The sequence below is a fragment of the Ureibacillus xyleni genome (assembly GCF_900217795.1).
Classification (GTDB): Bacteria; Bacillota; Bacilli; order Bacillales_A; family Planococcaceae; genus Ureibacillus; species Ureibacillus xyleni.
Window position 1 is genome coordinate 184,503 of the sequence record NZ_OBMQ01000002.1, and the last position, 12,898, is coordinate 197,400.

At 34.8% G+C, this 12,898-nt stretch carries 13 protein-coding genes; 5 read left to right on the top strand and 8 right to left on the bottom strand.

The window, feature by feature from the left end:
* Window positions 1-120 precede the first annotated feature (120 nt).
* Together CRO00_RS04735 and CRO00_RS04740 are read left to right on the top strand one after the other, a co-directional pair.
* Window positions 121-1,851 carry an FAD-dependent oxidoreductase gene (locus tag CRO00_RS04735; protein WP_161946611.1) on the top strand — a complete coding sequence of 577 codons (1,731 nt, stop codon included), beginning with the start codon at window positions 121-123 and terminating at the stop codon, window positions 1,849-1,851.
* A gap of 25 nt (window positions 1,852-1,876) precedes the next feature.
* A complete protein-coding gene (locus CRO00_RS04740) occupies window positions 1,877-2,329 on the top strand; it encodes an SRPBCC family protein (protein WP_097072524.1) in 453 nt (150 codons plus the stop codon).
* 33 nt (window positions 2,330-2,362) lie between these two features.
* Here CRO00_RS04740 and CRO00_RS04745 read toward each other — a convergent pair whose 3' ends face one another.
* Entirely contained in the window at window positions 2,363-2,989 is a 627-nt protein-coding gene (locus CRO00_RS04745; RefSeq protein ID WP_097072525.1) for a TetR/AcrR family transcriptional regulator, read from the bottom strand.
* A 116-nt stretch (window positions 2,990-3,105) separates the two neighbouring features.
* Between CRO00_RS04745 and CRO00_RS04750 the strand changes: the two genes are divergently transcribed.
* A complete protein-coding gene (locus CRO00_RS04750) occupies window positions 3,106-3,669 on the top strand; it encodes a DUF4256 domain-containing protein (protein WP_097072526.1) in 564 nt (187 codons plus the stop codon).
* A 399-nt stretch (window positions 3,670-4,068) separates the two neighbouring features.
* Here the strand turns inward: CRO00_RS04750 and CRO00_RS20410 are convergent, their stop codons facing one another.
* The gene (locus CRO00_RS20410) at window positions 4,069-4,527 is read right to left on the bottom strand and encodes a hypothetical protein (protein WP_237658325.1); all 459 of its coding nucleotides are present in this window, start codon (window positions 4,525-4,527) and stop codon (window positions 4,069-4,071) included.
* Window positions 4,528-4,731: 204 nt separating this feature from the next.
* Window positions 4,732-5,613, bottom strand: coding sequence for an ADP-ribosylglycohydrolase family protein (locus CRO00_RS04760; RefSeq protein WP_097072527.1), 882 nt, complete (start codon window positions 5,611-5,613; stop codon window positions 4,732-4,734).
* 190 nt (window positions 5,614-5,803) lie between these two features.
* Between CRO00_RS04760 and CRO00_RS04765 the strand changes: the two genes are divergently transcribed.
* Window positions 5,804-6,019, top strand: a complete 216-nt coding sequence (locus CRO00_RS04765; RefSeq protein WP_097072528.1) for a YdbC family protein — start codon at window positions 5,804-5,806, stop codon at window positions 6,017-6,019.
* Between the two features lie 45 nt (window positions 6,020-6,064).
* Here CRO00_RS04765 and CRO00_RS04770 read toward each other — a convergent pair whose 3' ends face one another.
* Window positions 6,065-7,492, bottom strand: coding sequence for an anion permease (locus CRO00_RS04770; RefSeq protein ID WP_097072529.1), 1,428 nt, complete (start codon window positions 7,490-7,492; stop codon window positions 6,065-6,067).
* Window positions 7,493-7,685: 193 nt separating this feature from the next.
* On the opposite strand from CRO00_RS04770, the gene CRO00_RS04775 reads away from it, so the two are divergent.
* The gene (locus CRO00_RS04775; RefSeq protein ID WP_097072530.1) at window positions 7,686-8,582 is read left to right on the top strand and encodes a fumarylacetoacetate hydrolase family protein; all 897 of its coding nucleotides are present in this window, start codon (window positions 7,686-7,688) and stop codon (window positions 8,580-8,582) included.
* Between the two features lie 31 nt (window positions 8,583-8,613).
* Here CRO00_RS04775 and CRO00_RS04780 read toward each other — a convergent pair whose 3' ends face one another.
* From CRO00_RS04780 to CRO00_RS04795, 4 genes are read right to left on the bottom strand one after another with little or no spacing between them, the layout of a single operon-like run.
* Window positions 8,614-9,762 carry a hypothetical protein gene (locus CRO00_RS04780; protein ID WP_097072531.1) on the bottom strand — a complete coding sequence of 383 codons (1,149 nt, stop codon included), beginning with the start codon at window positions 9,760-9,762 and terminating at the stop codon, window positions 8,614-8,616.
* On the bottom strand, window positions 9,752-11,065 hold the full coding sequence (locus tag CRO00_RS04785; protein ID WP_097072532.1) for a F390 synthetase-related protein: 1,314 nt from the start codon (window positions 11,063-11,065) through the stop codon (window positions 9,752-9,754). The genes CRO00_RS04780 and CRO00_RS04785 overlap by 11 nt, the downstream gene beginning before the upstream one ends.
* 1 nt (window position 11,066) lies before the next feature.
* Window positions 11,067-11,915 (bottom strand): MBL fold metallo-hydrolase, encoded by an 849-nt coding sequence (locus tag CRO00_RS04790; RefSeq protein ID WP_161946612.1) that lies wholly within the window; start codon window positions 11,913-11,915, stop codon window positions 11,067-11,069.
* Complete coding sequence (locus CRO00_RS04795; protein WP_097072689.1) at window positions 11,912-12,898, bottom strand: NAD-dependent epimerase/dehydratase family protein; 987 nt, start codon at window positions 12,896-12,898, stop codon at window positions 11,912-11,914. The genes CRO00_RS04790 and CRO00_RS04795 overlap by 4 nt, the downstream gene beginning before the upstream one ends.

Consider the following 12,898-nt stretch of genomic DNA (forward strand, 5'->3'; position numbering starts at 1 on the left):
TTCAAGAAAATGTGTTGATATCAGATATCTTCCCATTTGATTGAATTGCCTTTTTTCTCGTTCGTAAATCATTATCACAAGGAATTCGATTTTAATTTTCTAAAAATTATAAAAATTAACTTGAAAAAGTCAGAATTCTCCATGATAATTAAATTAATGATAGTGACGCTATCAAAAGAGCGCAAAGGGGATGATTTCTTGTTTGATACTGGTTCTATTCAATGGGATAAAGAAGTAGATGTAATTGTACTAGGTTCTGGAGGTGCTGCTTTAACTGCGGCGGTTGCAGCAGCTGAAAACGGTGCGAATGTATTGGTTCTTGAAAAAACACATCAAATAGGTGGGACAACTGCTTATTCTGGTGGCGTACCATGGATTCCTCTCAATCATTATATGAAAGAGGCAGGTTTTGAGGACAATCGTGAGGATGCAATTACTTTCATCAAAAGGCTTTCTCTTGGAAGAGCGGATGATCATATGATTGAAACTTTCGTAGATAAAGGACATGAAATTATAAAATTTTTACATGACAATACCCCTGTTAAATTTACTACTCCATTGTCTTATCCGGAATACTACAAGCGAATGGATGAGGCATTAAAAAATGGAACACGCTCATTAGATCCTGCTCCCTTTGATCTTAACGAGATTGGCGAATGGGGTGCACTTTTACGTCAAAATCCAATTTTCCCACCACTTACACTTGAAGAAGGTGGAGCAGTCGGAGGAATTGATTTTCAATTAGTTGCTGAACGTATGCAAAAAAATATCGTTACAATGGGCAGGTCTTTAGTTGCTTCCTTATTTAAAGCATGTTTAGACCGAGGAGTAGAAACATTAATTGAAACAGCTGGAAAAGACTTAGTTATCAATAATGATGGACAAGTAATTGGCGTTGTTGCTGAAACTAAAGATGGTGAAATTCTACATTTTGCAGCTAGTAAAGGCGTAATCTTAGCGTCAGGTGGATTTGAATGGAATAAACAATTAATTAAAGCTTTCCTAAAAGCAGAGATTACCCATCCGGTCACACCTCCAGGAAATGAAGGGGACGCTTTGATGATGGCAATGAAAGCAGGGGCTGCTCTTGCTAACATGAGTGAAGCTTGGTGGTACCCAGCTATGGTGGACCCAACATTTGAATACGAAGATCATGTGATGGCGCAACTAGGCAGCGGTCGTAATGGCCCAAACTCTATTATTGTAAACAAGTACGGTCGTCGTTTTGTACATGAAGGAACTACGTATAACGATATGCCACGCTCCTTCTTCAACTTTGATCCTGTAAAAATGGAGTTTCCTAATGAGGCACCCGTTTGGCTGATTTTTGATCAACAATTAAAAGATTCCCAACTAATCATCACGATGATGCCTGGTGATCCTGCGCCTGAATGGGTAGACCAAGCAGACTCTATTCGTGCACTAGCTGAAAAAATTGGTGTTGACCCGGATGGTTTAGAGGATGAAATACGTAAATGGAATGAGTATTGCGAACAAGGCGAAGATCCGGATTTTCACCGTGGCACAATACAATTTGAAGCATTAACTACTGGAGGCGGTAGCCCAGAAAATAATTTAGGAAAAATCGAAAAAGGTCCATTTTATGCATTACCAATCTATTTAGGAGCACTAGGAACGAACGGTGGTCCAAAAATTAACGAAAATGGACAAGTGGTTGATTTCAAAGGTGAACCAATTAAAGGATTATATGCGGCCGGTAACGCCTCAGCTAATCCACTAGGCCCAATATATCCAAGTGCTGGTGGAACAATTGGACCAGCAATGGTATTCGGATTCTTAGCAGGTCAACATGCAGCAAATTTAGCAGAACAGCCTGCCGTTAATTATTAAACCTAGAGAATAGAGGGTGAAAAATATGCCACAAGGAACACATATTGTTGAAGTCCCATTAAATATTAATACGATTTGGGAGTTTGTCCATGATATGAACAACTGGGCTCCACTTGTTCCAGGTTACATTAACCATGAAATACTAAGTGAAAGCCAATCAACATGGGCATTTAAAGGTGATCTCGGTTTTATGAAAAAAACAGTAAAGTTGAAGATTGATATTAAAGAGTGGAATGAACCAAAAGAGGTGATATTCGACTTAAGTGGTTTATCTGATAACTTTAACGGTGGGGGATATTTCCTCGCAGAACCGATCGATGAAGAGCATACAAAAATGACAGGGCATTTAGACATCACAGCTGGTGGTATGATGGGTGCTATGGTCAATCAAATTTTAACGAATTTTGTTCCAGAAACAGCACAAGAACTCACAGATAACATTGTGAAAAAACTATTAGAAATTAATCTAGTAAAATAATGAAACAGCGGTCTTTTTAAAAAAGGCCGCTGTTTATTGTTTACCTTGTAAATACGAGAGGAATAAATCTTTAACTAGGATTAAATGTTCTTTTTTTGGTACTGGGCTTATCACATCTTCTGGCAGTATATTATAAAGTGAATATTTTTTTACCGCTGTGCCAAACATATTCAAAATGGTACTTGCGGCGATTTCGTTACTTAGTGAAAGCTGGATGCTCCCATCTTCCTTGCCTTCTATTATGATGGATAGAATCATATCACTTATTTTTTTATAAGATTTTCTAATTTCATCCAATAACTCTGATTCAATCGGCATAAATACAATGTACATTTCAAATGTTTCTAACAGCTTAATTGAATCTCGATCTTCTTCTAAAATATACTTTATATATGTATTTAACATATCATCAACTTTTTCAATACCCTTTTTGTTCGATTGAATAATTGCTTCAAAATGAGGGACCTGTTGTTCAATAACTTCCTTTACAACCTCAATAATTAGATGTTCCTTTTTCGGAAAATGACGAAACAGAGTTGCAACTCCTACATTTGATTCATCTGCAATCTTCTGCATTGTTGTTTTTTCAAATCCATGTAGAGAAAATAATTTCCTAGCTGCTCGAATCATACTTTTACGTCGTTCCATTTTCTTATCCATTGCATCACCTACTCTTTTACATTATACAATTTTTTTATAATGGGCAGACTTTTATTGATGAAAATCTAATTACAAGAGAAAATAAAGACTATATATAAATAGGGAGAGAAACAACCATGACAAGTAAAAAACAGTTATTACCTGAACAAGCAGAAGAGCTAATCAAAATATTAAAAAAGCGATTTGAAAAGAATATGGAGCGCCATGTAGGGATTGAATGGGAAAAAGTGCAAGAAAAGCTTGAAGCTAGTCCTGAAAAACTATGGTCACTCTATGAAATGGAAGCTACAGGCGGTGAACCCGATGTTGTAGAGTATATTCAGGAAATTAATGAATATATATTTTGTGATTGTTCAGTAGAAAGTCCAACTGGGCGAAGAAGTGTTTGTTACGACCATGAAGCACTGGAAAAAAGGAAGAAAAATAAACCAGAAAATAGTGCGATGAATATGGCCAAAGAAATGGGCATTGAGTTGTTAACGGAAGATCAATACAGAGACCTTCAGAAGCTAGGAGAATTTGATTTAAAAACTTCAAGTTGGGTAAAAACACCTGAAAGTATTCGGAAATTAGGTGGAGCTATCTTTTGTGATCGTCGATACGACACTGTTTTCATGTATCACAATGGTGCAGACTCGTACTATGCAGCTAGAGGATTCCGGGGTTTATTGAGAGTTTAATAAACATGAGTTTACTTGAAGACATCCACAATTGAAGCCACTGAAAAACTAAATACCGATAAAAATTTATAGTAATTATTTGCTTCTAAATAGAAGGTGGGATTCACTTCGCTTTCCACGGGCTTGGCTTCAGCCTCCTCGTCGCAAGCTCCTGCGGGGTCTTCAGCTCAAGCTGTTCCCGTAGGAGTCTTCGTGAATCCCACTTCCTAAAAGATCTGAGCGTATTTTTATTATAAAAATTTATTAAAATCGACTTTTTCAGTGCCCTACCACAATTGGGTGTCTTTTTTTCTCATATTTATTTGAATGGGAAATGGATGCGAAACTAAAGAATGGTTGGTTTGTACTATAATCCATCTTCCCATTAGTAGGATTAAAAGAGGTGGTGGAATTTTCCAACTATACTTGTTTTAAATAGCGTAATTCTGTTTCGTGATTGATTGAACGGAGAGAAAGTGTTTCGAGTAGTTGTTGTTGCTGTTTTTGAATTTCTGTCAATAGTTTAATACTTTCATCATGATCGGAAACTTTACCATGCAGTTGTTGCACATCCATAGAAAGCGCGTCTAGTTTTGCATCGGTTTCCTCTTGACGGTCACGTATTGCTAGAACAATTTGACTTGTTTCATTGAGTTGTTCTATCATTAAATATTGCGTTTCTTTTAATGAATGAATGTCTTCTTTCATTGAGTGAATGTCTTCTTTCATTGAGTGAATTTCATCTTTCATTGAATAAATTTCATCTTTCATTGAGTGAATTTCATCTTTCATTGAATTAATGTCATCTTTCATTAAGTGAATTTCATTTTTCATTGAATAAATTTCCTCAAGAATCTGTTTTAACAATACTTCGCTCATCAATACCCACCTTCATAAAAGAAATTTTTGTAACCCTTTACCATTATTATAAGTAAATTTTGTATCTTTACAAATGGTAAATAGAGATAAAATAGAGTTCATAGCCCCTTAAAAATAGCAAAAAAATTTGGTGAAGAGAAGATGTGATTTTTCTTCACCAAAATTAAATTTTCCAATTTTAGGACAGCACTATGTGATTTATCTTCAAGCGTTAGTTTCTCTTTCTCTTATTTCAAATAATTGATTTGCAAGATCAGCTAGTTGCTCTTTATCTAATATTTTATTTTTATAGTGATTTGGTAAATTGTTGTATCCCACTTCTAATCCTTTAAGTCCACCTGCAATAGCTGCTATTGTATCACTATCTCCACCGATATTTGTTGCTCCAATTACAACTTCTTCAAATGACACGTAATTTAATAGCCAATATAAAGCCCATTTCATTGAGTTTACGACAAATCCATCTGCTGGACAATCTGGTTTTAAAGATGAAATTTTTTCATAACGTGTATTTTTTATTTCAGCTAATATACTTGTTTTTAAATCATCATTCCTTAATAATCGATGGGCAATTCGATTATAAATAATGCACGCTTCACTAGCTAAGTCATCGAAGTGGGTCATTTTAGATTGGGCAACTGAAATCTGTTCCATTTTATAAATTTCGTAATATGCTAATGCAACTGGTAGACAGCGCATTAAACTGCCATTTCCTGCACTTCTACCATCTAAAATGTCATGTGCTCTTTTTGCTGCTTCGAACCAATTACCTTCAAAATGTTTAAAAACAACTCTAATGGTAATACCAATATCTATAGGGTTAGTATTTTTCCACAGTAAGAATTGTCTTCCTATGTCTTCTATAGGATCTTCAAAATTTGTAATAATTCCTTTTGCAACAGCAATCGTCATAGCAGTATCATCTGTTGTTTCTCCTGGTTGTACATCCCAACAACCGCCTCCAATGATGTCTTTTACGATACCGTGCTCAGCTTCAATTTCTTTTTGCGACATAAATTCAGTTGTTGCTCCCAATGCATCTCCAATTGCTACACCAAATAAACCGCCAAGAATTTTATCAAGCATTTAAACATCTCCAATCCATCTTCTTATCTTAATTTTATACCATTTTATGGAAATTGACAAAACTACTATTCATTATGTAAGACAAATGAACTCTTTTTGTTTCGAATGGACAAAAAGGAAATTTGCTAAGTTTGGCGAAAGTGATAGTATTAGTTAATACAAGTACTTAAAAAATTAGAAGGACAAATCCATGGCAGAAATTAAATTTGAAATAACAAAACAGATTGCTGTTTTTTCTGAAACATCAAAAGGGTGGACAAAGGAACTTAATTTAATTAGCTGGAATGGACGAGAACCGAAATACGACATTCGTGATTGGGCACCGAACCATGAAAAAATGGGGAAAGGTGTAACATTAAGTAAAGAAGAGTTGGACAAATTATTAGAAGCAATGAACTCATTATGATAAGAAGATAAAAGCATGCTAAGTAAGTTTTAGCATGCTTTCTTTTTACCATAGCCCAAGTACTTTCCACCAAAGTCCACCGATTACGATCCAAACGACTAAGTGTACAATTGAAAGCATAAAACCAATCATCCACCATTTATCTTGTGGTACATACCCTGTTCCAAAGAAAACTGGGGCAGGTCCACTACCGTAGTTTGTTAAACATCCAAACAAGTTACTGAAGAACGCAAGAATAAGTGCTGATACGAGCGGGGGAGCTCCAGCAACTACTAAGACAGAGAGAAATGCCCCGTACATTGCACTTACATGAGCAGTGTTACTAGCGAAAAAGTAATGGGAATAAAAGTAAATGATAACAAGAATAATGAGAGCAAATATCCAAGACGTACCACCGATTAAACCTTGCATTTTGTCGCTAAACCATGGAATTAAACCGGTACTATTTAAAAACATCGCCATCATAACTAACACTGAAAACCATATTAATGTATCCCATGCTCCTTGTTCTTGCTTAATGTCGGACCAAGATAATACATGTGTAAGTAAGAGTAAAGTTAACCCAATAAAAGCTGTTGATGTAGCATCAAGGTTAAAGTTAGAGCCGAAAATCCAAAGAACAAGTAAGAGTATGAATATTCCTATCATCCACCACTCTTCCCGTTTTAAAGGACCCATTTCGTCTAATCTCCTTTTTGCTTCTTCAGTGGCAGAGGGAGTTTCTTTTATTTCAGGTGGATAAACTTTATAAATGAGAAATGGCACTAATATTAAACTAATTAATCCTGGTACAATGGCTGCTGTCATCCAACCTACCCATGTGATTTCTGTATCTGCAACATCTTCTGAAATTTTTGCTGCTAATGGGTTAGCTGCCATAGCGGTCAAAAACATTGCAGAGGTAATCATATTTCCTTGGAAAGAAGCGGTTGTTAAAAAAGAACCGATTCTTCTTTCTGTTCCATCATCATGTCTTGAACCATATGTTTCTGAGAGTGATCGAATAATCGGTAGCAGTATCCCACCAGCACGAGCTGTATTAGAAGGCATAGCTGGTGAGAGAATTAAGTCACTTGCAATAAGTGAGTAAGATAATCCTAAAGTTTTTTTACCAAACAATCGCACAAAAATATATGCAACACGTGTGCCTAACCCTGTTTTAATAAATCCTCTAGAAATAAAAAATGCTATGACAATTAACCATATAGTGGAGTTTTGAAAACCACTTAAAGCTTCCTCCAAAGTTAAGGTTTTCGTTATGGCTATTACGGTTAATGCCAAAATTGCCATACTACCCATTGGAATTGGTTTTATAATTAATCCAATAATGGTTGCAACGAATATAGCAAATAAATGCCATGCTTGTACTTGTAAGCCTTCAGGTGGGGGAATAAACCAAATCACTAACCCAATAAGGAAGACAATCAGTAAAGGAATAAGTTTTACTTCTTTATTTTCTTTTTTTATATTCAAACCGGTAAAACTCCTTTCAAAAATGGAACTAGGTTAGAAAGTGTTTATACACAAAGTTAAATTGCCCGAATGTCTTAGAGTTATGTATTTGTTCTTTGTATAGAATGTAAGAAACCGTAACTAATATTGAAAGAATTTTAGGGAAATACTATTTTAACTGTTTTCCAAAATTAAAAATGCTAATTCTTTTCTTATGACTTTACTGTTAAACTGTTATAAGGAAATTGGCTTAGTTTTCGGAAATATTATACTACTTTGTCAGTTTCATAAATATTACGGAGTTGATATAAATTTGAAGGTACTACATAAAACACAAAAAATTGTTCGCTACAAGCATCCTGACAATAATGTTTATTACGGCATTGTCGAAGGGGATGAAATTATACAATTATCAAGTTCTTTCAATGAAGTGATAAATGATGAATTAAAATTTGATGGAACGAAAGTAAAATATACGGAGGTAAAAATTTTAGAGCCAGTCATCCCATCGAAAATCATTAATTTTGGTTGGACATATGCTGCCCATGCGAAAGAGACGGGGGGATTAGAAAATCTTAATGAACCGTTTTTATTTTTAAAACCACAATCTTCTATTATTCCAGATCAAGGAGAAATCATTCTTCCACCAAAAGAATTAACAAATCAGGTAGAACTAGAAGGTGAAGTAGCACTTGTTATTGGAAAACGGGGTAAAAATATTAAAGAAGAAGAGGCGTTAGATTATGTGTTTGGCTGCACAATTTTTAATGACGTAACAGCAAGAGATCTAACACAGAAGGATCCACAGTTTACGCGTGGTAAAGGCTTCGATACGTTTGGTCCACTGGGGCCGTGTATCGTAAAAGGAATTGACCCAACCAATTTACGAATTGTTACAACATTAAATGGTCAAGTCGTTCAAGATGGGAATACAAATCAAATGACATTTTCTATTCCTTTCCTCATTAGTTGGATATCAAAGGTGATGACCTTAGAGCCAGGAGATATTTTGGCGACAGGTTCCCCTTCAGGAAGTTGTCCAATGAAGTCTGGTGATACTGTAGAAGTAGAAGTAGAACATATCGGGAAACTTTGTAATTATGTAAAATAGTAAAAAGGCTATAGTTAACTGCTATAGCCTTTTACAATTCTAGTTTCTCTACTAAAGGAATGCCGATTTTTTTTAGTAAGAAGGATAGAAGCTTCCAAAAATGCTTTTTATAAAAAGGCAAATGGTCGACGTATAAAGCGGTATATTCAGGGGTTCCTATGCCGCTTCTAGCTTTCTTAAATTTCCCAGCACCGGCACTCTGATGGTATAAGTAATTATTTTCAAGGGCTAACTTTGTATTTAAATGTCTTAACACCCGGTATAGCTGTGCTTGAGGGAATAACGATAAATTGTAACCATAAATCGGGTTTGTCATCATATTGTCTAATACAAAAGTTCCAGATATTGCTTCTAACTGTCCATTTATTTTGATACCTTGGAACAGTAATAAATTCTTTTCCAACATTTTTTCAATGAATTTGTAAGTGAATTGCGGATTCAGTTTCGAATATTTTTCTAAGTACAATTGATTATAAAGTTCAACGATTCGCTCTATATCCTCTGCTGAAAATTCCTCATTTGTAACAATAGTCATATCTTCAGTTAGACATTTTTCGTCTTGTCTTCGTCTTTTTCTTTCACTTTTTGTAGGTGAATGTAATCGTTCGGAAGTAGAAATATAGATATATCGACTTGGTAATAATTCAAATCCCTCATTTTTAAAAGACTTCAACATATCCTTATGGCAAATTTTATTGATGGAACGAAATCCTAGTTGGTGCTTTGGAAAGCGTTCAATTAATAGTTCCTTTAATAGATAGACTTCTTCGGCAGTTAAAGGTGTTATTAAATTTGTCGATAAGCAATAATTGTTTATATAGAATATTTTATTGATTTCAATCTTCTTCGCAAAAATACTAAAACTATTAAGTAGAGCTTTTAAAATTACTCTTAATAGTTTATTAGAAACAAAACGCAATTCTTCCTTTGCATACGTGATGTAATGGGTATATGGTGAGCAAACATAAGAGTTTTCGTAGGTTTCTTCATTTACTGTACAGGGAATTAACTTTTTTCCTAGCGCTACAAAACAAATTTCTGTCTCCACGTTTTTGATATATGTAGTCGTATGTTCAATTAAACCCTCAAAATAATCCTTTAAAAAGTCCCCGTTTTCGTAAGTGCTCCAATCTAATTCGTCCATATTTTCTTTAGTGAAAATTATTGCCTTATTCCACATTATAAATATCCTTCTGCATCTTATTTTCAATTCGTTTTAGTTTCGTTAAAATATCTATTTCTTGATAATGACCAAAAGTAATGCCTGGAACGATGTAATTTTCTTTTAAATAACCGGTTAAATTTGCTTGGATGCTTTGTTCAGTTTCCTGTCTTTTATCTTCATTAAATACTAAACATTGAACTTCAATTTCATTCATATTGTGTTGAATGACTTTGTACTCTTTTAGGTTATCGGAAGCTGTAATACAAGCTCGCCGAATAAAGTCAGGGAACACATACTCCATCTTGTTTTGGTAGTTTTTTAATATAAATAAGTCATCCATTCGACCTTCAATTTGTTCAATTGCTAACATTGGTGAGCCACATGGACATGGATCGGTTTTAATTGTCAAAATATCGTTTAGGCGATAACGGATAATAGGTTGTGTTCGTCTTCTAAAGTCCGTTATAATCGGATAAAATTTTGTTTTTTCCAAATTTAAAAACTCCTTTTCGATGTAAATGATATCTTCATTCAAGTGAATCGTCCCATGTTTACAAGTACATCCTAAAAAGCCTTCTGTACATTGATAGACCTGGTGAACCTTTTGTTGAAATACCCCTTCGATAAATTGTTCGTCGAGTGGGTCTAACACTTCAGCCATCGTAATGATTTTGATCGGTTGGATAGTTAGCTTTTTCTCTTTCACAGTCTCTGCTATACGACGAACCATGGAAGGTGGTGCTGCTAAAATAGTCGGTTGATAGTCTTCCAATCTTTTTAAATGTGTTTCAAAGTGATCAAGTAAATCAAAAAATGTAAATTCTATTTTTCTGCTTTTTACAGACTCATATAAATTACTGTTTGCACGTAGGAAAAACGCAATTTTTTCTCTGTTCTTAAATCCATTTGGTAACAATTTCGCTAAGATTGTTCCTGCCCAAGCAGCTTGTTCTTCTTCAGAAACTAAGAAAATCCCTCTGTTTCCCGAAGTTCCAGATGAGAGTCCGACCGTAATGTTGCCGATTGTTGGCGAAAAGTCTCGATTTTCCTCTGCGCTTAGAGCAATCTCAAATGCTTCATCCTTATTTATGCCTTTGGTGTTAAGTAAATCAAAATTGTCCATCATCATTTGTTTATCCATATAAGGAAAGTCACTTAAATTAAGCGGTCCATTATTAAAATATGGTGAATGAAGTTTAATCCATTTTAGGTGCTTTTTTAATTGTTTTGTTTGCCACTGACGGAAAGCATCAGGCGAGTAAGTTTGAATTCTTTTTACTCTGAGATAATTTTGTAGAATAGTAACTAGTTTTAACATATTAACCTCTTACAACTTGAAATGGTTCCTCACAATGAGAGGGAATCATTTTAATTTTTTTCTCTATAGAATGTAACTTTACTATCTTTTGGAAATTTTCCTTATAATCTTCACTGTTATCCATGATAATATAGGCTAATTTGCTTGGAGGAAGATTTTCACGGAAGGCTTTACTTCTCCAAACAGCATCAGCTAGTAGAAATATTGTTTCGTTTGTTTCATTCTCAAAAATTAATCCATATTGCCCTTTTGCATGACCTGATAAATTGATTGCAAGACAACTACCATCACCCCATATATCGTAAAGAGGTTTTTGGAACACTTTATGGATGGTGTTAAGTTCAGGTTTATCAATTAGAGCAGTTGCTTTATCTTCAATGAAGTGCACTCTCTTACCGAAATCTTCCGGTAACAAGGTTGGAATATATGCAGACAAGACGGCCCGAACCCCTTTTTTATTTTTAACGGATAGATAGGCTTCTTTAGAACAGATGAATTGACTATATGGGAAGTCTTTCAACGCACACATATGATCAGCATGGAAATGACTTAGAAAAATATATTTAATCTCTTTTACACCAATGTTTTCCCTCTTAAGCTGTTCAACAATATGATCTTTTTCTTTTACAAAAACAGGAGTAATTTTTGCGTATAAAGAATAGGGAAATTTCTTTGTTTCTTCATAAAACTTAGTTGTATAACCGGTATCGAACAAAATATTGCCATGTACCGGGTGTTTTAACAATGCCACCATTGCTGGGAACTTCATTTCATATGAAGGTTCACCTTTTAAAGCAACTTTCGCATTATGTGTACAATATCCTGTTTGAAATAATTTATAAGTAATCATTCTTTCGTTTTCCACCATTCTGCAAATCTATTAATCCCTTCATCGATTGAAATGCGCGGCACATAACCTAACTCACTTCTCGCTGCATCAATATTTAAAGTTTGAGAATGTGCTAGTACCGTCATTGTATAAGGAGTAATAATGGGTTCCCTTTTAATATGGAACAAGCGATATGTTGTCTCTAATAGCTTTGCAACTTGTAAAATCGTATCGTATTTTATTGCTTTCTTTTTCATTGGTTGGTTCAGCATTTTGAAAACTTTATCTAAAAGTTCCGATAAATGCATTGGCTCACCATTTGTAATGTTATATTTTTTTCCGAAAGTATGCTCGTCGGAATGAAGGCATAGACAGAGTGCATCCACAACATTTTCTACATAGGTAATATCAGTTAATACTTTTCCACCATCTATAAACGGGATGCCTGATTTCTGGTTTGTTTTAATTAATCTTGGAATAATAGCATTATCACCAGGTCCAAATAAAGCGCGCGGTCTTATTGTAATGGTAGGTAGTCCTTGTCGATATGCTTCATCTACAACTTTTTCAGCTTTCCATTTCGTATCAGCATAAAAGTTAATTGCAGGACTAGGTATTTCACTGTTTTCTTTTACATTTAGTTTTGAGCGATCATGTAAATTAAAATAGATACTTGGCGTTGACACATGAACAAATCTCTTTACTCCGGCAGAGAACGCAGCATCAACCATGTTTTGGGTACCAATGACATTACTTTTATAAAAATCTTCATAATTACCCCAAACGGACGAAAGTGCACCACAATGAATAACAAAATCCTGGTTTTGCATGACCTTTAAAATGCCTTCTCGATCTTCTAAAGAAACTTGCACAAAATGAACATCTGCGGGTAATGATTCTCCAATATATTTATTTCGACCAACTGCTGTGACACGATAGCCTTCATTTACAAGTCGATTCACAACATGCCCGCCTAAAAAACCTGTTGCTCCTGTTACTAAAAT